This is a genomic window from Pseudomonas sp. PDM27, assembly GCF_019219205.1.
Taxonomy (GTDB): Bacteria; Pseudomonadota; Gammaproteobacteria; order Pseudomonadales; family Pseudomonadaceae; genus Aquipseudomonas; species Aquipseudomonas laurylsulfatiphila.
This window is the reverse complement of sequence record NZ_JAHUWF010000014.1, coordinates 127,799-153,072: the sequence shown is the minus strand read 5'-3', so window position 1 is coordinate 153,072 and position 25,274 is coordinate 127,799. Positions and strand designations below refer to the sequence as shown.

Genomic DNA, 25,274 nt, shown 5'->3' with positions numbered 1-25,274 from the left:
TGACACTGGCTAAGTTCCACCTCGACCGCCCTGAGGCGACGTGGGGGACCTCAAGGAGCGCATCAAGGACATTGCAGTGGTCAACTAATTCCGGACACCTCAATAGGTGGTGTCGACGCCATTGCCCGTTCGTAAACGGTCGGTAGCAGATATCCCAGTTTTGAGTGCAGCCGCTCGTTGTTGTAAAACCCAACGATGTATTCAGTGATGTCACGTATCGCTTCGGCGTGGTTGGCGTAATCGCGCCGCCATACCCGCTCCATTTTCAAACTCAGGAAGAAGCGCTCCATTACTGAGTTGTCCCAACAGTTACCTTTACGGTTCATGCTTTGCTGCATGTTATTTCTTGTCAGCAGTGCCCTGTAGCTCGCGCTGGCGTACTGGCTACCGCGATCCGAGTGAGTAATCAGACCAGGTGGCGGTTGACGCTGAGCAACTGCCAGCTGCATTGCACTACACATCAACTCGGCAGGCATGTTCGGGGCCATGGACCAACCCACGATCTTGCGTGAGAACAAGTCCAGTACCACGGCCAGGTACAGCCAGCCGCTACGGGTCCGGATATAGGTAATTTCCGCCACCCAGGTCTTGTTCACCGCCTCGGGTTCGAATTGGCGATTCAACACATTTTCGGCAATCGGCCGGTCGTGGTTGCTATCGGTCGTGTGCACAAACTTGCGCTTCCAGGCCGAACGTAGACCGTTGGCGCGCATCAAGCGACGAATTTTATAAACGCCTATTTCCATGCCCTTGGCACGCAACGCTTTACGCAACGGGTGACTGCCATAGCAGCCGCCACTCGCAGCAAACGACGCCTTGAGTTGCACCGTCACGGGACAAATCGATGCTGGCGCTCCAGCACGCTTGTTGGCCTCGTAGAAACCGGATCGGCTGATACCCAGCAGCCGACAGACATACGCCACCGAATTAGCCTTCTGTTGCAGCTGCCGAACCAGGCGATACGTTACTTCAGCTCGCGGGCAAAGAAGGCGGTGGCTTTTTTAATACATAGCTATCCATCTTGAGCTGGCGGTTTTCCTGCTCCAGTTGCCGGATGCGCTGTTGCTCAGCCGTCAACGGTTTGCCGATTCCGGCCTCTCCCAGCTGTTCAGCCTCGTACTGCTGTACCCAACGGCGGACGGCGGTCTCACCAATATTCAGGTCGCGACAGACCTGCGGAACGGTCAGCCCTTGGTCCTTGATCATCTGTACGACTTGCAGCTTGAAGCTGTCGTCGAATGCCCTGAGTTTGCCAGTCATGAAAAACTCCTCGATAGATGCATTCTCCACCTATCGAGGTGTCCGGGGAAATTAGACCACTACACTTCAGCAAAGCATTCCCGATAACCTCCCCCCCGAAACTCTAAGCCTTACTTGCTTAGAGCTTCAACAGCCTTGAAAAATGTCTTTAGGTCTTCTGCAATTTCTTTAGAGGTCAGCACTGCAGCAACATCATCTCGCGAAATTTTAAAATGTTTCTTAAGGGAGTCACCTTGCGTAAACATTTCTTTAGCATGTGCATCTCTGATACTTGGGGCCACGTCACTTTTCGTCGTGTCATCTGGCAGAGCCAATGCATGCCCATCTTTTTTAAAGAACGCTTCAACCTCGGCCACATCTACTTCTGCAGCTCTTGCGATAGCAGCTTTGCAAAGGAGATACCCCTCAATGTGCCTCCGCCTCCACTTCATAACAGTGAAGCCTTCTTCTTTATTTGTGAACCCTCTATCAATCAGGGACTCTGCCACTGTATTAGCAGCCTCATCATCCCGATCTCGAATACTGATACATTTGAGCTCAGGAATTTCCTTTTTCAACTGCCTGAAAAGCTGAAGACGCTCAGAGGCCGTACCAGTCCAATACCATGGAGTAACATTTTGCGGCCACTTAAAACCAGCCTGTTCAGCGAGTTTCTGCAGGAATCTGAGATCACTTGGAGCTTCAAGGATGAGCATCCGTTTGTTTTGCATCAATGAATGTATTGTCGGCGTATGAATCGAGCCAATACCGGATAAAACCTTAATCCTGCCATCAGGAGTGGATAGGTACTTAGCCCCTGTTTTGACGACCGACAAAATACGATCGTGCTCATGCAGTCTGATAAGCTCTGGCGAATGTGTCGCCATTAAGATCTGCTTCCTTTGCACTTTTGCCAAATCTTCAAGCGACTGAAGCAAATCTTTTTGAAGCGCCGCATTCAAATGAGCATCGGGCTCATCAAGTAGGACCACGTCCACCTCAGGGGACAGCGACAGAGCGTACACACTAAGCCATTGAAGGAACCCTTGCCCCTCAACCATCAAGTCCCGAGCATTAAAACCAGGATGACTCTTGAACACACCTTTGGAATCAACTTCCCCTTTGACACACCGAACCTTCAAATAGCTGTGCCACCGTTCATTGAATGGCACAATTCTTATATCAGTGCCAAACATGTTTTGCATCGCGGAAACCAAAACCTCCCATGGATCATTTTTCCGCAACCAAGCAAGATCGCTGTCCTTCAATTTAGTGCGGTTCTCTAACAACCTTGCACGTTGCCGCTTGTTCTCTTCATGTAGATCAAACAGAACGTTCCTGACCACTCCTCCTGAGAGCCCCTGACCGACAAAACGCTCACGCATCGCCGGGGTTAACCTACCCTCTCGATCAGTAATACCCGCAAAGGGAGGTAGGTAAGCTACAGAGGGAACACTTCCAGCGATCGGATTTCCGTCCGCATCAACAATCTCTTCTAAGGTTAGATTTGTAGACGTCGCTTTTACAAACAGTCGATCGTTCGCGAGCGACATTCCCATTTCTAAAAAGCGCTCCTCGCCCTCTTCATCATCCCAAAAAACCTTTATCTTCAGCGTATAGCCATCCACCTCATCAACTTTACTTGTCTTCAGATTATGCCAAAGGTGTGCCAAGGAGGGGACTTGCAGGGGAGTGAAGTCAACTATCCCTAACCCCACACCGGATTTACCTCCTGCCTGCACCCAACCCTCACGCCCTTTTTCAATTTCGATCAGAGTTTTACAAAACTGCCACGCGGCAAGGGCTTGCAGAATAGTGGATTTTCCAGAGTTATTTCCGCCAACTACCAGTGAGAGCTCATCTTTGAGCACTATGGAAGCTTTGGGATAACGTTTAAAACGGTGAAGCATCACTTTCTTGATAAACATTTACATTCCAAAGGTAAGTCATTTCGGTGAAAAGACAGTTTGGCTGCCTGCATCACTGGTATTTGCTTGGGCCGGATGGTAGCGAAAAGCCACCCAACCATCCACCGTGTACCTTCGAACTCAGATGAATTTATGCTGCTCAAGAAATCTACCGAGCCCTTCCAGGACTTCCAGGACTTCCTTTCTATGCAGCCCCACACGAGTGATGACTCCCGACTGAAATCGCCCCTGCTAAGATCAAGCAAGAATCTGCCAGACTGTCATTAATCCTGTCACCACTGTGTCACCAGCTACTATTGAGGTCACCTATGAAGCCCGCTACGATTGGATTCCCACCAATACCCCAACAGTTCTGGGCCAATCCGGAAAACTTCGGGAAATACTGGTGGTAATGCAATGAGTACATCCATTTGCCCTTGCGGCAGCGGCACCCTGCTTGACGCCTGCTGCGGTCACTACCATGCCGGACACCCGGCGCCGTGCGCCGAAGCCTTGATGCGTTCGCGCTACTGCGCCTACGTGCTGGGGTTGGTCGACTATCTGGTGGCCACCACCCTGCCCGCCCAACAGGCCGGCCTGGACCGTCAATCGATCAGCGACTGGAGCGCGCAAAGTACATGGCTGGGCCTTGAGGTGGAAAGCTCCGAAGTGCTGGGTGGCCAGCCTGAACACGCTTTCGTGACTTTCACCGCGCGGTGGCACGACAGCAGTGGCGAGCACAGCCATCGAGAGCGCTCATCGTTCGTACAGAACACTGGGCGCTGGTATTTCATCGACCCGACCGTGCCACTCAAACTCGGGCGCAATGACCCCTGCCCGTGTGCCAGTGGACAGAAGTTCAAGAAATGTTGTGCGGGTTACTTCAGCAGCTAGTCCATGGAATGACTGTCCACCACGCAGGAGCTGTCGAAGGCTGCGATCCTTTGGGTCTAGACTGGAACTCAAGGGAGAAACACCACGATGATCATCCGCCGCGGCGCACTCTGTCTGCTCACCTTGTTCCTGACACTGGGACTCGGCGGCTGTGCGTCGTGGTTCGACGACGACTTGCCGGACCCCGAGGTCCATCTGGTGAAGGTCGAGGCGGTCAGCACCAAACTGCTGGAGCAGAAATTCCTCCTGCACTTTCGCATCGACAACCCCAACGACAGCGACCTGACGGTGCGCAGCCTGGAGTACCGCATTCACCTGGGTGACATACTGCTGGCCGACGGCGAGTACGAACACTGGTTCACCATCAGCCCCAGGCACAGTGCCTACTTCAAGGTACCGATCCGCACCAACCTGTGGTCCAAGGTCCGTGATCTGGCCAAACTGCTGAAAAAATCCGACCAACCCATTCCCTATCGTCTGGAAGGTGAACTGGAAACCGGTATATTCATCGCCCACTACGTGCACCTGGCGCGCAATGGCGTGATAATCGCCGCCGATTTAATTCCGGAGCAACACCGATGACCCAGCAACCCCATGTCCACGGCCCTGACTGCAACCACGACCACGATCACGATCATGGCCATCAGCACCATGATCACGACCACGGCCATGTCCACGGTCCGAACTGCGGCCACGCCCACCAGGAACCGGTGCGCAATGCCCTGAAAGACGTCGGCCGCAACGATCCGTGCCCATGCGGCAACGGCAAGAAATTCAAGAAGTGCCACGGCGCTTGATGCTTCGGGCGAAGACTTGCTTCGCCTGTTGAATCGCCATCGCGAGCAGGCTCGCTCCCACACTCGATCTACGCCAGACAACGGTCCTGCGAATGCAGGTCCCATGTGGGAGCGAGCTTGCTCGCGATTGCAGTATCACATTCAACATAGAGGTCGACAGACCTGACGCCATCGCGAGCAAGCTCGCTCCCACAGTGATTAGACAGATACTTAGTCGGCCGACAGGATCTGCGCACTGCTGACCACCGTCGCATATTCGCCATGCAGATTCCCCAGCGACATCGCATGCACCTCTTCGGCGCTATGGGCATGGCCGAAAAAATCAGCCTTGTCGAAGGTAAAGCACGCATCCTCGACCACCCAGGTATCAAACCCCAGGTTGCCCGCGGTGCGCGCCGTGGACTCCACCGAGTTGTGGGTCGCGACGCCCACGATGATCAACTGCCCGATCCCTGCCTCTAGCAACTGCGTCTGCAGCCCCGTCGAACAAAACGCATCCGGCACCTGCTTCTGGATCAAGCGTTCACCAGTCATTGGCGCGAACCGCTCCTGAAACTCCACGCCCGACTGCTGCGGCCAGAACACCGAGTCCTCCGAGCGGGACAGGTGCTGCACATGGATCACCGGCCGAGCGGTGCGCCGCCAATGACCGAGCATTTCCAGCATGCGCTCTTCGGCCTGAGGATTATTCCTGCGGCCAAGCCTGGGGTGAAGGATGCCTTTTTGTTGATCGATGATGATCAGTGCCGCGTTTGCCTTGAGCTCCATGCCGATTTTTCTCCAGGATTGTTGACCGTGTCGCACTTCAACATTGCCGGTTACGGCTGGCAAGCCACCCTTGAAAGTCAAAAGATCGCAGCCTTCGGCAGCTCCTACGGAGATACGCCGACCTTTGACAAATCCTGAAATAACCTCTTACCCCGCTTGCGCGGCCATCGCCTGCTCACTAACGTAGCGCCTTTATTGCGCCACCACCCCCGCAGGAGCTTTGCCATGGCCTCGCCAGCCCTTACTCATTTTTTACCCCGGTTCGGCGTTGCCGCAGCAGTGGCGGGCGTCTTGAGCCTGACCGGTTGTCAGAACTTCAACGCCCAGGACACCCTCCCGCCAACCTCCGGCGTGCAACCGCTCAAGGGCCTGGCGCAGAACGTTTCGGTGCGTCGCAATGCCATGGGCATGCCGCTGATCGAAAGCAACAGCTTCCACGACGCGCTGTTCACCCTCGGTTACGTGCATGCCAGCGACCGCATCACGCAGATGGTCACCCTGCGCCTGCTGGCCCAGGGCCGATTGGCCGAGATGCACGGCGCGGACCTGCTGGATGCCGACCGTTACATGCGGGCGGTCAACCTGAAGAAAAGTGCCGGCGAGTTGTACAAGGCCTCTTCGCCGCGCCTCAAGCGTTTCTTCGAAGTCTATGCCCGGGGCGTCAATGCCTACCTGTTCCGCTACCGCGACAAACTGCCGGCGGACCTCGCGGCCACCGGCTACCGGCCTGAATACTGGCAACCGGAAGATTCGGCGCTGATTTTCTGCCTGTTGAACTTCAGTCAGTCGACCAACCTGCCGGAAGAGATTTCCTCGCTGGTACTGGCCCAGACCGTCACCACCGACAAACTGGCGTGGCTGACGCCGTCCGCGCCCGATGAAAAACTGCCGGTCGCCGAGAGCGAAAAACTCCAGGGCCTCAAGCTCAACGGGCAAGTACCGGGCCTGGCCGAACTCAGCAAAGCCACGGGACAACTGTCGGACCTCAACCTGCTGGGCGCCACCTCGTCGAACAACTGGGCCATCGCCGCGCAACGCAGCCGCAGCGGCAAGAGCCTGTTGGCCAGTGACAGTCATGGCCCGCTGGGCGTGCCTTCATTGTTCAGTTACGTGCAGATTCGCGCACCGAAGTATCAGGCGTCCGGCGTGACCATCGCGGGCCTGCCGATGGTGCTCGGTGGGTTCAACGGTAAAGTGGCGTGGAGCATGGCGTCCGTGATGGGCGACAACCAGGACCTGTTCCTGGAGAAGATCAAGCGCCAGGGCAACGGGCTTACCTATGAAAACGCCGGGAAGTGGCAGCCGGCGATCGTGCGCAACGAAACCTATTTCGTCAAAGGCCAGCGGCCGATTCGCGAAGCGGTGTACGAAACCCGCCATGGCCCGCTGCTCAACAGCGCCCAGGGCACCTTGCTGGCCAATGGTTTCGGCCTGGCCTTGCAGATGCCGAACTTCACCGACGACAAGACCCTGGACGCGTTCTTCGACCTGTCCCGCGCCCAGAGCGCCGAGAGAGCGTCGGATGCCAGCCGCGAAATCCGCGCCATCGCACTGAACCTGGTGTTTGCCGACGCCAGCCACATCGGCTGGCAGGTCACTGGCCGCTACCCGAACCGCCGCGAAGGCGAAGGCCTGCTGCCCTCGCCGGGTTGGGAAGGTCGCTACGACTGGGACGGTTATGCCGACCCGATGTTGCATCCGTACGACCAGGACCCGGCCCAAGGCTGGCTCGGCACCGCCAACCAGCGGGTCATTCCCCATGGCTACGGCATGCAGTTGTCCAATTCCTGGGCCGCTCCGGAGCGCGGCGAGCGTCTGGCCGAACTCGCCGGCGCAGGCAAACACGACAGCCGCAGCCTGATCGCCATGCAGTACGACCAGACCACGACCTTCGCGGCCAAGCTGAAGAAAATGTTCGAAGCGCCGGGCTTGGCCCAGCCACTCAAACAAGCCATCAACGCCTTGCCGGTGGCCGATCGCGCCAAGGCACACGAAGCCTACAGCCGCTTGATGGCGTTCGATGGCAAGCTCAGCCCGACCTCCACCGATGCGGCCATCTACGAACTGTTCCTGCAGGAAAGCACCCGGCAGATCTTCCTCGATGAACTGGGCCCGGAAAGCAGCCCGGCATGGAGGGCCTTTGTCGCCGATGGCAAGTTGTCCTACGCGGCCCAGGCCGATCACTTGCTGGGGCGTGAGGACAGCCCGTTCTGGGATGACGTGCGCAGCGCGCAGAAAGAAGACAAACCGGCCATCCTCGCCCGCAGCCTCGCCGCTGCGATCAGCGCCGGCGACAGCCAGTTGGGCGGCGATCACAAGGCCTGGCAGTGGGGCAAACTGCACCGCTATGAATGGAAGAACAGCAGCGGCCAGACGGTACGCGGCCCGCTGCCGGCCGGTGGCGATCACACCACACTCAACACCGCCGCCTTCGCCTGGGGCCAGGACTTCAACACCACGCTGGCGCCCGCCATGCGCTTTATCGTCGACTTCGGTCAGTCCGAACCGCTGATGGCGCAGAACGGCACCGGTCAGTCCGGTAACCCGGCCAGTGCGAACTACCTCAACAGCATCGAACCCTGGCTCAAGGGCCAGTACATGAGCCTGCCGATGCAGCCGCAGAACTTCGACAACGCCTATGGCAAGAATCGACTGACGCTGACACCCGGCAAGTAACGCTGATCCCTGTGGGAGCGGGCTTGCTCGCGAAAGCGGACTGACATTCAAAGTAATTGTTGAATGTTCAATCGCTTTCGTCGGAACGCCGCCCGGAGCAAGCCCGCTCCCACACTCGTATTTCATCCGCCCATAAGCCCGATAGAACTTCTCGCCCCGCGCCAACCTCATAGCTAACAAGTCTCTCCACTCTGGCAACGCCATGGACCTTGTTATCTCGCGTCCCGAAGGTTTGTACTGCCCCGCCGGCGATTTCTATATCGATCCGTGGCGACCGGTCGAGCGCGCCGTGATCACCCACGCCCACGGCGACCATGCCCGCACCGGCAATCAGCACTACCTGGCGGCGGCGCCCGGCGAGGGCATTCTGCGCGTGCGATTGGGCCAGGACATCAATCTGCAAACCCTGCGCTATGGCGAACGCCTGCTGCATCAAGGCGTGTTCCTCAGTTTTCATCCTGCCGGTCACGTACTCGGCTCGGCGCAGGTACGACTGGAATACGGTGGAGAAGTCTGGGTGGCCTCCGGGGACTACAAGACCGAGCCCGACGGCACTTGTGCAGCGTTTGAACCCGTACGCTGCGACACCTTCATCACCGAGTCGACCTTTGGCCTGCCGATCTACCGCTGGCAACCCCAGGTGCAAGTGTTTGCCGAGATCAATCAATGGTGGCAAGCCAACGCGGCGGTCGAAAAAACCAGCGTGCTGTTCTGTTATTCCCTCGGCAAGGCCCAGCGCATTCTCCATGGCATCGATGCGCGACTGGGCCCCATTCTCGTGCATGGCGCCGTGGAACCCATTAACCGGATCTACCGCGAAGCGGGGGTTCATTTGCCGCCCACGATTGATGCCGCCGACATCAAAAAGAGCGACCCGATGATGCGCAAGGCGTTGGTGCTCGCACCGCCTTCGGCGGCGAACAGCAGCTGGATGCGTCGCTTCGTCGATTACAGCGACGGTTTCGCCAGTGGCTGGATGCGTTTGCGCGGAACACGTCGGCGGCTCGGTGTAGACCGAGGTTTCGTCCTGTCCGACCACGCCGACTGGCCAGGTTTGCTGTGGGCCATCGAACAGACCGGTGCCGAACGGGTCATGGTGACCCATGGATCGAGCGGCGCACTGGTACGTTATCTGCGCGAGCAGGGGCTTGATGCCATGGCGTTCGATACCCGATACGGTGAAGACGAAGAAGCCCCTGCCCACGCCGATACCGAACTTGCCGCGGTGCTGCCATGAAGGCATTCGCTGAACTGTACGCCAGGCTCGACGCCTCGACATCGAACAACGCCAAACTGGCGGCGATGCAACACTACTTCGCCCAGGCCACACCGGAAGATGCCGCATGGGCGGTGTACTTTCTGTCGGGAGGGCGTCCCCGGCAATTAGTACCCGTGCGGGTACTGCGCGAACTGGCGGTGGCGTTTTCCGGTTTGCCGCAATGGCTATTCGAAGAGAGTTACCAGGCCGTCGGTGATCTCGCGGAAACCATTTCGCTGGTTCTGCCGCAAGCGCCGCACCGTTCAACCGACGGGTTGGCCACGTGGGTGGAGGACAAACTGCTGCCACTGCGCGGCGAAACACCGCAATCCCTCGCGCAAAGGTTACCGGCGCTGTGGGCGCAACTGGACCGGGTGAGCCTGATGGTCTGCATCAAACTGATCACCGGCAGCTTTCGCGTCGGGGTGTCCAAATTACTGGTCACCCGCGCCCTGGCAGCCATGGCCCGTCTCGACAGCAAACGTGTGGCGCAGCGGCTGGTGGGTTACACCGATCAGGCCCACCGCCCCAGCGCCGCCAGCTACCTGCAACTGATCGCCGCCGAATCCCCGGATGAACATGCCCAGCGTGGCGGCCAGCCCTACCCGTTTTTCCTCGCCCATGCCTTGTCGTCGCCCGTGGAACAATTCGAAGCGCTGCTCGGTCCTGCCCGGCACTGGCAGGCGGAATGGAAATGGGATGGCATCCGCGCCCAGGTGATCAAGCGCAGTGGGCGACTGTGGATCTGGTCGCGGGGGGAAGAGTTGGTATCCGAACGCTTCCCTGAACTGGACAGTTTGATTCTGAACCTTCCCGACGGGACAGTGATCGACGGCGAGATCGTCGCCTGGAAGTCTGCGCCAACCGGCGTCGAAAAGGCTTTTGAACCCGCCGTGCAACCTTTCGCCCTCCTGCAACAACGAATCGGTCGCAAGACCCTGGACCGGAAAATCCTCGATGAAGTGCCGGTGGTGCTGCTCGCCTTCGACTTGCTCGAATGGCAGGGAGAAGACTGGCGCAACCGGAGTCAGTCCGAGCGTCGCGCACAACTGGAACGGGTGGCCGGTGACTGCGCCAATCCGCGGTTACGCCTATCGCCATTGTTGACCGGCGACACCTGGATCGACCTCGCCCGCCAGCGCGATACATCCCGCGCCCTCGGTGTCGAGGGCCTGATGCTCAAGGCGCGCGATGCCCGGTATGGCGTCGGCCGGACCAGGGACATGGGCGTGTGGTGGAAATGGAAAGTCGACCCGTTCAGCGTTGATGCCGTGCTGATCTATGCGCAACGGGGGCAAGGGCGCCGGGCCAGCCTCTACAGCGATTATACGTTCGCCGTCTGGGACGGCCCGCCAGAGGCCAGTGAACGCACCCTGGTGCCGTTTGCCAAAGCTTACTCAGGGCTCAGCGATGACGAAATCCGCCAGGTCGACAGCATCGTGCGCAAGACCACAGTGGAAAAATTCGGCCCCGTGAGCAGCGTCCAGCCAAGCCTGGTGTTTGAATTGGGCTTTGAGGGAATCGCCCTCTCCCGTCGTCACAAGAGCGGCATTGCCGTGCGCTTTCCGCGTATGTTGCGCTGGCGCAAGGATAAGTCGGTCGACGAAGCCGACAGTTTGACGACCCTGCAAAATCTGCTCAGCTAACCCCTCAATCCCTCCTCAAATATTTTTCTTTTTGAGTCGAACTGGTGCGGCCATTTCCCTGCGCCCGTTTTCGTGCATAAATCTGTCTCCGGTTATTTCCAGACACCTTTTAAAACGCTTGTTCGGCACTCTGGTTCGGAAATTGCTACTTTCAACAGGTCTTACGCTTTCCAGTAACAATAATTCTGCGCCACGAGCGCTCATATTGGTTTTAGGGATTGAATAATGAAAAAAGCATTGCTGACCCTTTCTGCACTGGCATTGTGCATGGCTGCTGGCTCCGCCATGGCGAAAGAATACAAAGAACTGCGTTTCGGCGTTGACCCTTCCTACGCACCGTTCGAGTCGAAAGCGGCCGATGGCAGCCTGGTAGGCTTCGACATCGATCTGGGGAACGCGATCTGCGCCGAACTGAAGGTCAAGTGCAAGTGGGTCGAAAGTGACTTCGATGGCATGATCCCTGGCCTCAAAGCCAACAAATTCGACGGCGTGATCTCGTCGATGACCGTTACCGAAGCCCGTGAAAAAGTCATCGACTTCTCCAGCGAGCTGTTCTCCGGCCCAACCGCCTACGTGTCCAAGAAAGGTTCTGGCGTGACTGAAGACGTCGCCTCGCTCAAGGGCAAGACCGTCGGCTACGAACAAGGCACCATCCAGGAAGCCTATGCCAAAGCCGTTCTGGACAAGGCCGGCGTGAAAACCCAGGCCTACGCCAACCAGGACCAGGTCTACGCCGATTTGACTTCCGGTCGTCTCGATGCAGGGATCCAGGACATGCTGCAAGCCGAACTGGGCTTCCTGAAGTCGCCACAGGGCGCCGACTACGATGTCAGCAAGCCGGTCGACAACGCTTTGCTGCCATCCAAGACAGCCATCGGCATTAAGAAAGGTAACACCGAGCTGAAAGCACTTTTGGATAAAGGTATCAAAGCGTTACACGATGATGGCACCTACGCCACCATTCAGAAGAAACACTTTGGCGATCTGAATCTGTACAGCGGCAAATAATGCCCGGCGCCCATCTCGCGATGGGCGCTTTTTTCATCCGATCAGGTTGCTGATTTATGTTCGAAAACCTATTAGAAAATCTGGGGCTCTCTGCCTTCAGCCTCAAGGGCTTCGGTCCGCTGCTGATGCAAGGCACCTGGATGACGATCAAGTTGTCGGCGTTGTCGCTATTGGTGGCCGTGTTGCTCGGGCTGCTCGGCGCCAGTGCCAAGCTGTCAAAAGTCAAACTGATGCGCGTGCCTGCCCAGCTCTACACCACCCTCATTCGCGGCGTTCCGGACCTGGTCCTGATGCTGTTGATCTTCTACAGCCTGCAAACCTGGCTGACCTCCCTGACCGATTACATGGAATGGGAATACATCGAGATCAACCCGTTCAGTGCCGGGGTCATTACCCTCGGCTTCATCTACGGTGCGTATTTCACCGAAACCTTCCGTGGCGCGATCCTCGCCGTCCCGCGGGGTCAGGTCGAAGCGGCCACCGCCTATGGCCTCAAGCGCGGCCAGCGTTTCTGGATCGTGGTGTTCCCGCAGATGATGCGTTATGCCCTGCCGGGTATCGGCAACAACTGGATGGTGATGCTCAAGGCCACCGCCCTGGTGTCGATCATCGGCCTCGCCGACCTGGTCAAGGCCGCCCAGGACGCCGGCAAGAGCACCTATCAGCTGTTTTACTTCCTGGTGCTTGCTGCATTGATCTACCTGGTGATCACCAGCGCGTCCAACTTCATCCTGCGCTGGCTTGAGCGTCGTTACTCCGCCGGTACCCGGGAGGCCGTACGATGATCGAACTTCTGCAGGAATACTGGAAACCCTTCCTCTATAGCGACGGCAACAACATCACCGGCCTGGCCATGACGATGTGGCTGCTCAGCGCTTCGATCTTCATCGGTTTTATCGTGTCGATCCCGCTGTCCATCGCCCGTGTATCGCCGCATTTCTACATCCGTTGGCCGGTGCAGTTCTATACCTACCTGTTCCGTGGCACGCCGCTCTATATCCAGTTGCTGATCTGTTACACGGGGATCTACAGCCTGGCCGCCATTCGGGCCCAGCCAGTACTGGACGCATTCTTTCGCGATGCGATGAACTGCACGATCCTGGCCTTCGCCCTGAACACCTGCGCCTACACCACGGAGATTTTCGCCGGGGCAATCCGCAGCATGGCCCACGGTGAAGTGGAAGCGGCCAAGGCTTACGGCCTGACTGGCTGGAAGCTGTATGCCTACGTGATCATGCCGTCAGCCCTGCGTCGCTCGTTGCCGTATTACAGCAACGAAGTGATTCTGATGCTGCACTCGACCACCGTGGCCTTCACCGCGACCATCCCGGACATCCTGAAAGTCGCGCGGGACGCCAACTCGGCGACATTCCTGACCTTCCAGTCCTTCGGCATCGCCGCGCTGATCTACCTGACCGTCACTTTTGCGCTGGTCGGCCTGTTCCGCCTTGCCGAACGCCGATGGCTGGCCTTCCTCGGGCCGACCCACTAGGTCTCAACCTGCTTCAGGAACAACAGATGCGCCACCAGAAACATGACCTGCTGGCCCCGCTGCCGGGGACCGCACGACAGATCCACAGTTTTCACTTCGGCCCACAACCGGCCAACGGCAAGATCTACATCCAGGCCTCCCTGCACGCCGACGAAATGCCCGGCATGCTGGTGGCCTGGCACCTCAAGCAACGCCTGGCAGAGCTGGAAGCCGCCGGTCGCCTGCGCAGCGAAATCGTGCTCGTGCCCATCGCCAACCCGGTAGGCCTGGAACAGGTGGTGATGGATGTGCCGCTGGGCCGCTACGAGCTGGAAAGCGGCCAGAACTTCAACCGCTGGTTCGTCGACCTCAGTGAAGAAGTCGGCAACGCGATCGAGGGCAAGCTCGGTGACGATGCGCAGCACAACCAGCAACTGATCCGCAGCAGCCTGCGCGAGGCACTGGCCCGGCAGACGGCCGACACCCAATTGCAATCCCAGCGCCTGACCCTGCAACGACTGGCCTGCGACGCCGACATGGTGCTCGACCTGCATTGCGACTTCGAAGCGGTCGCGCACCTGTACACCACCCCGGATGCCTGGCCGCAGGTCGAGCCGCTGGCCCGTTACATCGGCGCCGAAGCCAGTCTGCTGGCGACGGACTCTGGCGGCCAGTCGTTCGATGAATGCTTCACCCTGTTGTGGTGGCAGTTGAAAGAGCGCTTCGGCGAACACTTCGACATTCCGCCGGGCAGTTTTTCGGTAACTGTCGAATTGCGCGGCCAGGGCGACGTCAATCATCCGCTGGCAAACCGTGATTGCCAGGCACTGATCGATTACCTGATCCATTACGGCGCGATCGCCGGTGAATCCGCGCCCCTGCCCGACCTGCCCTATCCGGCGACACCGCTGGCCGGTGTAGAACCGGTAGCCACGCCTGCCGGCGGGCTGCTGGTGTTCACCGCGCTGCCGGGGCAATACCTGGAAGCGGGGCAACTGATCGCCGAGGTCATTGATCCGATCAACGATCGCGTCACTCCCGTTCACTGCACCGCCGCCGGGCTAATGTACGCCCGCTCGCTGCGCCGCATGGCCACTGCCGGCATGGTGATCGCCCACGTCGCGGGCACCGAAGCCTATCGCAGCGGCTATCTACTTTCGCCTTGAGGATGCACGCCCCATGTACAAATTGACCATCGAAGGCCTGCATAAAAGCTATGGCGACCATGAAGTCCTCAAAGGTGTTTCGCTCAAGGCCAGTACCGGCGACGTCATCAGCCTGATCGGCGCCAGTGGCTCGGGTAAAAGTACCTTTCTGCGTTGCATCAACTTCCTGGAACAACCCAACGACGGCGCCATGAGCCTCGACGGGCAGAACATCCGCATGATCAAGGATCGTCACGGCATGCACGTGGCCGATGCCAATGAACTGCAGCGGATTCGCACCCGCCTGGCCATGGTGTTCCAGCACTTCAACCTGTGGAGCCACATGACGGTGCTGGAAAACATCACCATGGCGCCGCGCCGGGTGCTGGGCTGCGACAGGAAAGAAGCCGAGGACCGCGCCCGGCGCTACCTCGACAAGGTGGGGCTGGCCTCCCGTGTGGCGGACCAGTACCCGGCATTCCTGTCCGGCGGCCAGCAACAAAGGGTCGCGATTGCGCGCGCACTGGCGATGGAACCGGAAGTCATGCTGTTCGACGAACCGACCTCGGCGCTGGACCCGGAACTGGTGGGCGAAGTGCTCAAGGTGATCCAGGGCCTGGCCGAAGAGGGCCGGACCATGATCATGGTGACCCACGAAATGAGCTTTGCCCGCAAAGTGTCGAGCCAGGTGCTGTTTCTGCACCAGGGCCTGGTGGAGGAAGAAGGCGCGCCGGAAGACGTGCTGGGCAACCCGAAAAGCGAGCGGTTGAAGCAGTTCCTCAGTGGCAACCTGAAGTAACGTCTACAGAAAAACCTGTGGGAGCGGGCTTGCTCGCGAAAGCGGTGTGTCAGGCGGCATGAATGCCACTGATACTCCGCTTTCGCGAGCAAGCCCGCTCCCACTTTTTTGTTCTATAGCGCCTGAACTATCAGACAACAGGCGCGGGCGGTGGCTCATCCGGCAAAGTAGGTTCGCCAGGCTCCATCGGCTGTTCATTCGGGGTATCAGGATCAGGCTGGCCGGGAATGCCCCCTGCCATGCTGACGGGCGGATGTGCCAACAAGGACCAGGCCAGAACGCCAACCTGATTGGGTTCAAGCCTTGCCAGTTCGGCACTGATTCGCGGATCGATCTTCATTCGGCACTCCTGGGCGATGGCCCGACCCGCCTTGCGCGGATCGGAACAGTACACTCCATAGAGTGTACGCCCGCCCAGGAATTCCCGACATTTGTCGGACGGTTGACTCAGGTGCGCGGCAGGGTCACGCCACGCTGGCCCTGATACTTGCCGCCACGGTCCTTGTAGGACACTTCACACTCTTCATCCGACTCGAGGAACAGCATCTGCGCCACGCCTTCGTTGGCGTAGATTTTCGCCGGCAGATTGGTGGTGTTGGAGAATTCCAGGGTCACGTGACCTTCCCACTCAGGCTCGAGCGGCGTGACGTTGACGATGATGCCGCAGCGCGCATAAGTGCTTTTACCCAGGCAAATGGTCAATACATTGCGCGGAATGCGGAAGTATTCGACGGTGCTGGCCAGGGCGAAGGAGTTCGGCGGAATGATGCACACGTCGCTGTGGATGTCGACGAAGCTGCCGGCGTCGAAGTTCTTCGGGTCGACGATAGCCGAATTGATGTTGGTGAACACCTTGAAATGATTGGTGCAACGCACGTCGTAGCCGTAGCTCGACACGCCGTAGGAGATCACACGGCTATCGTCGCTGCCGCGCATCTGGCGCTCGACGAAAGGCTCGATCATGCCGTGTTCCTGCGCCATGCGGCGAATCCACTTGTCCGATTTGATGCTCATGGCGGGTGTCCTGAATTGCGAGGTCGAAAAATTCTGTCCGGCATCTTACCGGGCGCGCCGCCGGGTTCAAAGTCCGGGGTGCAATTCTCGCCGAACAGGCAGGAATTACGCGCGTTGGCGACGAACCGTCACACCGCCGATCCTTAAAACAGAGAAACCTTCGCAAGAAGCATTGGCACGTCCCGGAAAAAGGGTTAAGGTGGCGTCACTGTGCTGCTTGTGTCACTGAGAATCTCTACACGATATGTTGAATTTCGATCCAACCATCTACAAGAATTTTTCCTGCTCTTTGCACTCAGTCTCGGCCAGGGTTCTTCCTGAGTCGCAGTTATCTTTGTTCAAGGAGTTACACCATGTCTAATCGCCAAACCGGTACCGTTAAGTGGTTCAACGATGAAAAAGGCTTCGGCTTCATCACCCCACAATCCGGTGACGACCTGTTCGTTCACTTCAAAGCTATCCAGTCCGACGGCTTCAAAAGCCTGAAAGAAGGCCAACAGGTTTCTTTCATCGCTACCCGCGGTCAGAAAGGCATGCAAGCTGAAGAAGTTCAAGTTATCTAACTTGTACTTGCTTTAGTAAAAAGCCCCGCCCTCAACAGCGGGGCTTTTTTGTGCCTGTGTGTTTTCCCAGGCAAAAAAAGATCGCAGCCTGCGGCAGCTCCTACAGAGCTGCCGCAGGCTGCGATCCTTGAGCGTCTTACCAGGTCACGCCAAACCCTGCGGTGTAGCGTGTCTTGTCCAGATCCGCATCGTCGGTACCGCTGATGATGTCCCGCTCTGCCTTCAGGTTCAACGAAGCCCAGTCAGTCACTTTGTAGCGCAACCCCATCTCGGCATCGAGTGCGTAGTCGGCCACGCCCGACAGCGGCTTGCCGACCTCACCATTGGTGAAGAATTCGACACGCTTGCCGATCAGGTAGCGGTTGTAGTCCCACGTCATGGCCAGGGCGTAGAAACTTTCCTTGCTGCCATCGGAGAAATCATAGTCCGTGCGGTTGACCAGCGAACCCAGGGAGAACGCCCCGAGTTCGTTATCCCAGAACTGATAGCCGGGACCCGTACCAACGGTGCGTTGACGGGAAAGGTCTTCGACCTTGTCGCGCTTGTACACCAGGCGCCCCTGCCAGAACCATTGCTCGGTCAGGAACCGGTCGATGGAGTACTCGGCCCGCCAGTTGTCCGTGGTCACCACGTCGTCCTGGAACTCGCGGTTGTATTCGCCTTCGGCGGTATGCCGCCAGCGACCGTGGCGCGCAGTGGTCTTGAAATCGATGTCGTAGTCATCGGTGTCGTTTTCCGCCCGCTGATAATCCAGCGCGACATCGACATTGCCTTTCCAGACCAGATCCTCGACCACCGGTTTTGGCTTGAGAATCTGCTGAATGCTCGCCAGCTCGACCGTCTTCGGTGCCTCGCCGTTGGCCAGCGTGACCTTGCCGGCGTCCGCCGCTTTCAGCGACTTGGCTTTCTCGCCCGTGTAGGCATCCTGCTTGACCAGCAACTCCTGATCGCTGTCCAGGGTCTTGACCTGCTTCCAGTCGATCGTCACCGCACCGGCATACTCGGTCTGGATCAGCAGCTTGCCGCCATCGAACAGCGTGATCTTGCCACTGAGCTTGTCTCCGTTCTTCAGCCACACGGTATCGGCTAGCAAGGGAGTGGAGGCGCCAAGGACAGCGAGACATAGCAGGGATCTGGACAACAACATAAGCAAAATACAGGCTCGGGATTGCGAAAAAATCGGCATTATCCGTAGGAATAAGGCCCTGACAAGGACTGACCCGACTATTTCTGTTGAGTTCATTTCTCAAGCGCCCGTGCAGGAATTACTCTACAGACGGTAAAGCAGACTTCTTCAGGACTGACGGACGTGACCGATCCAACCGATGAACCCGAGAGCGCAGCGCAAATCCGACGCACGGCGCTGTACCTGACTCTGGCGCAAGTTCCCGAGGGCAAAGTCGTCAGCTACGGCCAGTTGGCCGAGCTTGCAGGATTGGGTCGCGCCGCTCGCTGGGTAGGCCGCACACTCAGCCAATTGCCGAGCGACAGCAAACTGCCCTGGCACCGCGTTCTGGGCGCAAACGGGCGTATCAGCCTGCCGGTCGGCAGCCCTTCGGGCGATGAGCAGCGCGCACGATTACGCATGGAGGGCATCAGTGTCCTGAATAATCGTGTTGATATTCAGCGCCATGGCTGGCGTCCGGTAGAGCACAGCGGTTAGAGTGCGCGCTTTGTTTCCGTATTTCTTGAGGCAGACTCCAGCCCATGCCCCGTAAAACCTGGCGCGCCGCGCTCGCCGCTTATGCCAGCCCCTCGACACTCGTGCTGTTGCTGCTTGGCTTCGCCGCCGGCCTGCCCTACATGCTGGTGTTTTCGACACTTTCGGTCTGGCTCCGTGAAGCCGGCGTGGCTCGTGAAACCATTGGCTATGCAAGCCTGATCGGCCTGGCCTATGCCTTCAAATGGGTCTGGTCGCCCTTGCTCGACCAATGGCGACTGCCATTGCTCGGCAAACTCGGCCGACGACGATCCTGGCTCGTATTGTCCCAGGCACTGGTCATCCTGGGCCTGATCGGGATGGGTTTCTGCGACCCGCAAAAGCATCTGTCCTGGCTGATCGCCATTGCCGTGGTCGTCGCTTTCGCATCAGCGACGCAAGACATTGCAGTGGACGCCTACCGCCTGGAAATCGCCGAAGACAATCGCCAGGCCGCCCTGGCCGCCAGCTACATGTCCGGTTACCGGGTCGCCGCGCTGCTGGCTACCGCAGGCGCGCTGTACTTCGCCGAAGGCTTTGGCTCCACCGGCTTCAACTACAAGCATTCGGCCTGGGCCGGCACTTACATCCTGTTCGGCGCGCTGATGGTCCCGGCACTGCTGACGTCCTTGTTCATGCGCGAACCACCCGTGCCGTTGCGCACGCAACTGCAGGCCGGGCGCTACAGCTTCATGCATCAACTGGCCTCGGTGTTCGTGCTGATCATTTTGCTGGTGTCCGTGCCAGCCATGTTCACCCAGCTCTACAACACCGACTTCGCCAGCGTACTGTTCGAAGGCGTGAGCCTGCTCGACCTGCTGCTCGAAGACCGCGCATTCCTGCGGGCCATCCTCTACATCACGCTCACCGCCCTGTGCCTCTCGGCCATGGGCCGTCGCGGCCTGGCGCCGGTGCTGACGCCGGTCAACGACTTCATCCTGCGATACCGCTGGCAAGCGCTGCTGTTGCTCGGCCTGATCGCCACCTATCGGATGTCCGATACGGTCATGGGGGTGATGGCCAACGTGTTCTATATCGATCAGGGGTTCACCAAGGACCAGATCGCCAGCGTGAGCAAAATCTTCGGCCTGATCATGACCCTGGTCGGCGCCGGCATGGGCGGCCTGCTGATCGTGCGTTTCGGCATCCTGCCAATCCTGTTCATCGGCGGCATCGCATCCGCGGCGACCAACATCCTGTTCCTGATGCTCGCCGACATGGGCCCCAACCTGAACATGCTGGTACTGACCATCTCCCTGGACAACTTCAGTTCAGGCCTGGCCACCTCGGCCTTCGTGGCCTACCTGTCGAGCCTGACCAACCTCAAGTTCTCCGCCACCCAGTACGCCCTGCTCAGCTCGATCATGCTGTTGCTGCCGCGCCTGATCGGCGGCTACTCAGGGGTCATGGTGGAGAAGTTCGGATATCACGATTTCTTCCTGATTACCGCCCTGCTGGGCGTCCCGACCCTGCTGCTGATCGCCCTGCACTGGTTCCAGGAGAGCCGCCGCGCAGGTCCGACACCCACCCCGGAACCAGTGCAGACCCCAGTCGTCGAAGAATCGTAGCTTTTTTACGCAGGAATATTCGCGGAGGGCCGAGTGAAACGCGCCCTCCTGCCACACCACCGACCGCACGCCTGTACGCCAGCGGATCTCGCCCGTACAATGCTCCGTCATTTCTCGTCATCAGCAATCGATAACGGCCAACCATGCGCACCAGTCAATTTTTGCTCGCCACACAAAAAGAAACGCCTTCCGACGCGGTCGTGATCAGCCACCAGCTGATGCTGCGCGCCGGCATGATCCGCAAACTTGCCTCGGGCCTGTACACCTGGCTGCCGATGGGCTTGCGGGTCATGCGCAAGGTCGAAGCCGTCGTTCGTGAAGAAATGAACGCCGCCGGCTCTCTCGAAGTGTTGATGCCGAGCACGCAACCGGCCGAGCTGTGGCAGGAATCCGGGCGCTGGGAAGAGTACGGCCCTGAATTGCTGCGCTTCAAGGATCGCCACGGCCGCGACTTCTGCGCCGGCCCGACCCACGAAGAAGTCATCACCGATCTGATGCGCAACGAGTTGAGCAGCTACAAGCAGCTGCCGATCAACCTGTACCAGATCCAGACCAAATTCCGTGACGAAATCCGCCCACGCTTCGGCTTGATGCGCGGTCGCGAATTCATCATGAAGGACGCCTACTCGTTCCACGCTGACCAGCCTTCGCTGCAGATCACCTACGACCGCATGCACCAGGCCTACTGCAACGTGTTCACCCGTCTGGGCCTGAAGTTCCGCCCTGTTGAAGCCGACAACGGCTCCATCGGCGGTGCCGGTTCCCACGAGTTCCACGTGCTGGCCGAGTCCGGTGAAGACGACATCGTGTTCAGCAACGGCTCCGACTACGCCGCAAACATCGAGAAAGCCGAAGCCGTGCCACGGGAAACCTCGCGCGCCGCTGCGACCGAACAACTGCGTCTGGTCGACACGCCGAACGCCAAGACCATTGCGCAACTGGTCGAAGGCTTCAACCTGCCGATCGAGAAAACCATCAAGACCCTCGTGGTGCACGCCGAAGAGAAAGGCAAGCTGATCGCCCTGATCATCCGTGGCGACCATGAGCTGAACGAAATCAAGGCCGCCAACCAGCCAGGCGTGGCCAGCCCTCTGGTCATGGCCTCGGAAAGCGAACTGCGCGAAGCCATTGGCGCCGGCGCCGGTTCCCTCGGCCCGTTGAACCTGCCGCTGCCGATCATCATCGACCGCTCCGTCGAACTGATGAGCGACTTCGGCATCGGTGCCAACATCGACGACAAACACTACTTCGGCGTGAACTGGGAGCGCGACCTGCCTGTTCCGACCGTTGCCGACCTGCGCAACGTCGTGGCCGGTGACCCGAGCCCGGACGGCAAAGGCACCCTGGAAATCAAGCGCGGCATCGAAGTCGGGCACATTTTCCAGCTGGGCAACAAGTACAGCAAAGCGATGAAGTGCGAAGTACTGGGCGAGAACGGCAAGCCGGTCACCCTGGAAATGGGCTGCTACGGCATTGGCGTGTCCCGCGTGGTGGCGGCTGCCATCGAGCAGAACAACGACGAAAACGGGATCATCTGGAGCGACACACTGGCGCCGTTCCAGATTGCCCTGGTGCCGCTGCGCTACGAAACCGAGCAGGTTCGCGAAGCCACGGACAAGCTGTACGCGGAACTGACCGCTGCCGGCTTCGAAGTGCTGCTGGACGACCGTGACAAGAAAACCAGCCCGGGCATCAAGTTCGCGGACATGGAACTGATCGGCATTCCACACCGGATCGTGGTCAGCGACCGCGGCCTGGCCGAAGGCAACCTGGAATACAAGAGCCGTACCGAGGCCGACGCACAAGCGTTGCCGGTCGCCGACGTGCTGTCCTTCCTTCAGGCCCGCATCCGCCGCTGATAGCAGATATAGAGACGTCATGTTCAAGCGAAACACCTTAGGCCTCGGTGGCGCCGCCTTGTGCGGCGCCCTGCTGGTCAGCGGCTGTGCCAACCACATGTCACAACGCAGCGAGCACGAGGAACGGGTCGAGCGCAAATTGCTCGATCACAGCCTGCAGATCGATGTCGGTGAGCCCAAGGTGCTTGAGCTGCCGCAACGGCGGGTGAAAATCCACGAGCAGAAGACTTTCGAAGTCACCGAGTACGAAGTCACGCGTCACTATGACCGCTATACGCCGTACCAACCCTGGCGGGAGATCTACGAAATCCCGCTGGGCGCGGTGGCCGTGGTGGCGGGTGTCGGTGCCAACGTGGTCAATGTGTTCACCCTCGGCAATCTGCCGGACAGCGTGACCAAGGACTGGCTGAGCTACGGTTTTGCCGGGCTCAACCCGTTCATGAACGTGCAGTCCCATGGCCGCGCGCAGCAGAACCTGGCCGGTATTGATGAAGTCCAGCGCGACAAACGCACGGAGTACTCAAGCCTGCCCTGGAGCGAGCGCCCGGTCGAGGTCAAGGCCGGCAAGGAAACCTTCGAACTGACCACCGACAAAAATGGCGTGTTGCGCCTGAATCTGTTGGATAACCCGTTCGCCGAACATGACATCAATCATCTGAGCCGCTTGCTGATTCGTGTTGAGGCTGCCCAGGACAACGTGCACGCCGATTCCACCCTGGCCGTCAGCAGCACCTTGCGCAGCAAGCTCTATGAGGCCCACGGGCTGATTTATGACGATCTCGAAGGCGACGAAGTCAGCCAGTGGGTCCACCGGGTCAAACGCCTGTCGGAGCTGGGTCTTGAAGAAGAAGCCAGTGAGCTGGAACAGAGCCTGATCGAGCTGACGCGCAACGATCCGGAATTGCAGACCGAGTTCCTGAAGTCGCTGGCCCGCAATGGCGAGCGGCTGGTGGCGAATCCGGGACTGAACTAAGCCCCCAAAAGCTTCGCGAGCAGGCTCGCTCCCACATTGGATTTGTGAACACTCAAATCCAATGTGGGAGCGAGCCTGCTCGCGAAGAGGCCCGCAAATTCACCACCCAACTACCGCTCAAACAACTCCATCTGCTCGAACCCGCCCCGCAAGTCCTCCAGCCGCACGCCCACACCCAACAACCGCACTGGCTTACCGCCACGATTGAAGGCCTGGGTCAGCATCAACTGATAACTTCCCAGATCCCGCCCTGCCCCGGCCTGCTCCAGTGTCGTCTGCGTGAAGTCGTGAAATTTCACTTTGACGAATGGCTTGCCCGGACGATAACTGCTGTCGATTCGCGCCATGCGACCGGCCAGGGTCTCCAGCAGCTCGGGCAACTTATCCAGGCAACTCTTCAGGTCCGGCAGGTCAACGTCGTAGGTATTTTCGACACTGATTGACTGACGACGACTGTCGTTGTGCACCACCCGCTCATCAATCCCGCGGGCCAGGCTCCAGAGTCGCTCACCAAAGCTGCCGAACTCACGCACCAGCGCCAACTTGTTCCACTCGCGCAGTTGCAGGCAATCAGTGATCCCCAGCTTGCCAAGCTTGTCGGCGGTGACTTTGCCGACCCCGTGCAGCTTGCTCACCGGCAAGCCACTGACAAAGTCCTCGACCTGGTCCGGCGTGATGACGAACAGCCCGTTGGGCTTTTTCCAGTCACTGGCGATCTTGGCCAGAAACTTGTTCGGCGCCACGCCCGCCGACACGGTGATGTGCAACTGATTGGAGACCCGGCGCCGGATGTCCTGGGCAATTCGCGTTGCACTGCCAGCGAAATGCGCGCTGTCCGACACATCGAGGTAGGCCTCGTCGAGCGAGAGCGGCTCGATGATCTCGGTGTAATCGCGAAAGATCGTGTGGATTTCCCTGGACGCTTCTCGATAGGCGTCCATGCGTGGCTTGACGATGGTCAGGTCCGGGCACAGCTTCAAGGCATGCCCCGAGGACATCGCCGAACGCACCCCGTACGCCCGCGCCTCATAGTTGCAGGTGGCGATCACCCCGCGCCGGTCCGCCGACCCGCCCACCGCCAGTGGCTTGCCGGCCAGACGCGGGTCGTCACGCATCTCAATGGCGGCGTAGAAACAGTCACAGTCGACGTGGATGATCTTTCGCTGAGTCATGGCAAAGCAGAGTTCAAGGCAAGGAAAAGGCGTGTTGGTGTGACGGACATCCAGTATCTCACCGACACCTGTATATAGCACCAGTAGTCTGAATGTTCTTTTCGACGCGTGGGAAATGTCGTTGGTAAATTTATTTTTTCAATCAGAAAAACATTCCCGATAGAGCCGCAGGCCTTGCCCCACCTGCCTCACAGGCTGACCAACCCACCCATCGGCAAGCTAACCGATTGAAGCGAAACAGGTTTTATCGGAATTGAAGGTTGACACCCCGGCGTATCTCTATAGAATGCCGACACACAGACGCGGGATGGAGCAGTCTGGTAGCTCGTCGGGCTCATAACCCGAAGGTCGTCGGTTCAAATCCGGCTCCCGCAACCAAACATCAAAAAAGGCTACTCGAAAGAGTGGCCTTTTTTGTGCGCGCTTGTTTTGTGTCGCCTGGCGTCGAAACAAGGTCTGGAGACTCAGCGACGACAAAACCGGAAATCGTTCTGATTCCGAAACTTAGGTCATCACTGCGACCGTTTGCCGCAACTCAACGTTTATTTGACCCGTTTCAGGATTAACGGTTGACACCCCGGCGTATCTCTATAGAATGCCGCCACACAGACGCGGGATGGAGCAGTCTGGTAGCTCGTCGGGCTCATAACCCGAAGGTCGTCGGTTCAAATCCGGCTCCCGCAACCAAACATCAAAAAAGGCTACTCGAAAGAGTGGCCTTTTTTGTATCTGTTGAAAAAGTCCTTTCGCAACAATGATCTGTCACTGTGCAGCAAGCCGTTTGGGGCCACCCATGCGCCGGGTTCAGACTATGCTCA

24 protein-coding genes and 2 tRNA genes are annotated in these 25,274 nt (G+C 58.7%); 19 read left to right on the top strand and 7 right to left on the bottom strand.

Going from position 1 to position 25,274, the window contains the following annotated elements:
• Nucleotides 1–80: 80 nt before the first annotated feature.
• Both KW838_RS25035 and KW838_RS25030 read right to left on the bottom strand, forming a co-directional pair.
• A protein-coding gene (locus tag KW838_RS25035; protein ID WP_218503850.1) for an IS3 family transposase occupies nucleotides 81–1,260 on the bottom strand; the annotation gives its coding sequence in 2 pieces (ribosomal slippage) (nucleotides 81–996 and nucleotides 995–1,260; 1,182 coding nt in all).
• Between the two features lie 110 nt (nucleotides 1,261–1,370).
• The gene (locus tag KW838_RS25030; RefSeq protein ID WP_218503849.1) at nucleotides 1,371–3,167 is read right to left on the bottom strand and encodes an ATP-dependent endonuclease; all 1,797 of its coding nucleotides are present in this window, start codon (nucleotides 3,165–3,167) and stop codon (nucleotides 1,371–1,373) included.
• Nucleotides 3,168–3,563: 396 nt separating this feature from the next.
• On the opposite strand from KW838_RS25030, the gene KW838_RS25025 reads away from it, so the two are divergent.
• The 3 genes from KW838_RS25025 (at nucleotide 3,564) to KW838_RS25015 (ending at nucleotide 4,837) form a co-directional block, all read left to right on the top strand.
• Nucleotides 3,564–4,040: a YchJ family protein gene (locus KW838_RS25025; RefSeq protein WP_218503848.1), complete on the top strand. Its 477-nt coding sequence runs from the start codon at nucleotides 3,564–3,566 to the stop codon at nucleotides 4,038–4,040.
• A gap of 87 nt (nucleotides 4,041–4,127) precedes the next feature.
• Nucleotides 4,128–4,622, top strand: a complete 495-nt coding sequence (locus tag KW838_RS25020) for an LEA type 2 family protein (protein WP_102702557.1) — start codon at nucleotides 4,128–4,130, stop codon at nucleotides 4,620–4,622.
• Nucleotides 4,619–4,837, top strand: coding sequence for an SEC-C metal-binding domain-containing protein (locus tag KW838_RS25015; RefSeq protein ID WP_218503847.1), 219 nt, complete (start codon nucleotides 4,619–4,621; stop codon nucleotides 4,835–4,837). Before KW838_RS25020 ends, KW838_RS25015 begins: the two co-directional genes overlap by 4 nt.
• A 210-nt stretch (nucleotides 4,838–5,047) precedes the next feature.
• On the opposite strand, the gene KW838_RS25010 is transcribed toward KW838_RS25015, so the two are convergent.
• The gene (locus tag KW838_RS25010; RefSeq protein WP_371317890.1) at nucleotides 5,048–5,554 is read right to left on the bottom strand and encodes a cysteine hydrolase family protein; all 507 of its coding nucleotides are present in this window, start codon (nucleotides 5,552–5,554) and stop codon (nucleotides 5,048–5,050) included.
• On the opposite strand from KW838_RS25010, the gene KW838_RS29655 reads away from it, so the two are divergent.
• The 9 genes from KW838_RS29655 to KW838_RS24970 all read left to right on the top strand — a co-directional run bounded on the left by KW838_RS29655 (nucleotide 5,483) and on the right by KW838_RS24970 (nucleotide 15,608).
• Complete coding sequence (locus KW838_RS29655) at nucleotides 5,483–5,743, top strand: hypothetical protein (protein ID WP_256358967.1); 261 nt, start codon at nucleotides 5,483–5,485, stop codon at nucleotides 5,741–5,743. The genes KW838_RS25010 and KW838_RS29655 overlap by 72 nt on opposite strands.
• 87 nt (nucleotides 5,744–5,830) lie before the next feature.
• Complete coding sequence (locus KW838_RS25005) at nucleotides 5,831–8,281, top strand: penicillin acylase family protein (protein WP_218503845.1); 2,451 nt, start codon at nucleotides 5,831–5,833, stop codon at nucleotides 8,279–8,281.
• 202 nt (nucleotides 8,282–8,483) lie between these two features.
• A complete protein-coding gene (locus tag KW838_RS25000) occupies nucleotides 8,484–9,518 on the top strand; it encodes a ligase-associated DNA damage response exonuclease (RefSeq protein ID WP_218503844.1) in 1,035 nt (344 codons plus the stop codon).
• Nucleotides 9,515–11,185, top strand: coding sequence for an ATP-dependent DNA ligase (locus tag KW838_RS24995; RefSeq protein ID WP_218503843.1), 1,671 nt, complete (start codon nucleotides 9,515–9,517; stop codon nucleotides 11,183–11,185). The genes KW838_RS25000 and KW838_RS24995 overlap by 4 nt, the downstream gene beginning before the upstream one ends.
• Before the next feature lie 225 nt (nucleotides 11,186–11,410).
• Complete coding sequence (locus KW838_RS24990) at nucleotides 11,411–12,193, top strand: transporter substrate-binding domain-containing protein (protein ID WP_008052144.1); 783 nt, start codon at nucleotides 11,411–11,413, stop codon at nucleotides 12,191–12,193.
• Nucleotides 12,194–12,249: 56 nt separating this feature from the next.
• Nucleotides 12,250–12,978 (top strand): ABC transporter permease, encoded by a 729-nt coding sequence (locus KW838_RS24985; RefSeq protein WP_095943917.1) that lies wholly within the window; start codon nucleotides 12,250–12,252, stop codon nucleotides 12,976–12,978.
• Nucleotides 12,975–13,685, top strand: coding sequence for an ABC transporter permease (locus tag KW838_RS24980; protein WP_102702564.1), 711 nt, complete (start codon nucleotides 12,975–12,977; stop codon nucleotides 13,683–13,685). The genes KW838_RS24985 and KW838_RS24980 overlap by 4 nt, the downstream gene beginning before the upstream one ends.
• Nucleotides 13,686–13,711: 26 nt before the next feature.
• The gene (locus KW838_RS24975; RefSeq protein WP_218503842.1) at nucleotides 13,712–14,830 is read left to right on the top strand and encodes a succinylglutamate desuccinylase/aspartoacylase family protein; all 1,119 of its coding nucleotides are present in this window, start codon (nucleotides 13,712–13,714) and stop codon (nucleotides 14,828–14,830) included.
• Nucleotides 14,831–14,843: 13 nt separating this feature from the next.
• A complete protein-coding gene (locus KW838_RS24970; protein WP_104450648.1) occupies nucleotides 14,844–15,608 on the top strand; it encodes an ABC transporter ATP-binding protein in 765 nt (254 codons plus the stop codon).
• Between the two features lie 130 nt (nucleotides 15,609–15,738).
• On the opposite strand, the gene KW838_RS24965 is transcribed toward KW838_RS24970, so the two are convergent.
• Nucleotides 15,739–15,948, bottom strand: a complete 210-nt coding sequence (locus KW838_RS24965) for a hypothetical protein (protein WP_015093806.1) — start codon at nucleotides 15,946–15,948, stop codon at nucleotides 15,739–15,741.
• Nucleotides 15,949–16,055: 107 nt separating this feature from the next.
• Entirely contained in the window at nucleotides 16,056–16,622 is a 567-nt protein-coding gene (gene dcd, locus KW838_RS24960) for a dCTP deaminase (protein WP_007940589.1), read from the bottom strand.
• Between the two features lie 353 nt (nucleotides 16,623–16,975).
• Between dcd and KW838_RS24955 the strand changes: the two genes are divergently transcribed.
• On the top strand, nucleotides 16,976–17,185 hold the full coding sequence (locus KW838_RS24955; RefSeq protein ID WP_002554837.1) for a cold-shock protein: 210 nt from the start codon (nucleotides 16,976–16,978) through the stop codon (nucleotides 17,183–17,185).
• A gap of 136 nt (nucleotides 17,186–17,321) precedes the next feature.
• Here the strand turns inward: KW838_RS24955 and KW838_RS24950 are convergent, their stop codons facing one another.
• The gene (locus KW838_RS24950) at nucleotides 17,322–18,329 is read right to left on the bottom strand and encodes a DUF481 domain-containing protein (RefSeq protein ID WP_218503871.1); all 1,008 of its coding nucleotides are present in this window, start codon (nucleotides 18,327–18,329) and stop codon (nucleotides 17,322–17,324) included.
• 165 nt (nucleotides 18,330–18,494) lie between these two features.
• Between KW838_RS24950 and KW838_RS24945 the strand changes: the two genes are divergently transcribed.
• From KW838_RS24945 to KW838_RS24930, 4 genes are all read left to right on the top strand, one after another.
• Nucleotides 18,495–18,848, top strand: coding sequence for an MGMT family protein (locus KW838_RS24945; protein ID WP_007971652.1), 354 nt, complete (start codon nucleotides 18,495–18,497; stop codon nucleotides 18,846–18,848).
• Between the two features lie 44 nt (nucleotides 18,849–18,892).
• Nucleotides 18,893–20,452, top strand: a complete 1,560-nt coding sequence (locus KW838_RS24940; RefSeq protein WP_102702777.1) for an AmpG family muropeptide MFS transporter — start codon at nucleotides 18,893–18,895, stop codon at nucleotides 20,450–20,452.
• Between the two features lie 143 nt (nucleotides 20,453–20,595).
• Nucleotides 20,596–22,311, top strand: coding sequence for a proline--tRNA ligase (locus KW838_RS24935; RefSeq protein WP_102702778.1), 1,716 nt, complete (start codon nucleotides 20,596–20,598; stop codon nucleotides 22,309–22,311).
• A gap of 19 nt (nucleotides 22,312–22,330) precedes the next feature.
• Nucleotides 22,331–23,284, top strand: coding sequence for a hypothetical protein (locus KW838_RS24930; RefSeq protein ID WP_102702779.1), 954 nt, complete (start codon nucleotides 22,331–22,333; stop codon nucleotides 23,282–23,284).
• Nucleotides 23,285–23,394: 110 nt separating this feature from the next.
• Here KW838_RS24930 and dinB read toward each other — a convergent pair whose 3' ends face one another.
• The gene (dinB, locus tag KW838_RS24925; RefSeq protein WP_218503841.1) at nucleotides 23,395–24,456 is read right to left on the bottom strand and encodes a DNA polymerase IV; all 1,062 of its coding nucleotides are present in this window, start codon (nucleotides 24,454–24,456) and stop codon (nucleotides 23,395–23,397) included.
• 301 nt (nucleotides 24,457–24,757) lie between these two features.
• Here dinB and KW838_RS24920 point away from each other — a divergent pair.
• A tRNA-Met gene (locus tag KW838_RS24920) sits at nucleotides 24,758–24,834 on the top strand.
• Between the two features lie 232 nt (nucleotides 24,835–25,066).
• Nucleotides 25,067–25,143 (top strand) — tRNA-Met (locus KW838_RS24915).
• Nucleotides 25,144–25,274: the final 131 nt, after the last annotated feature.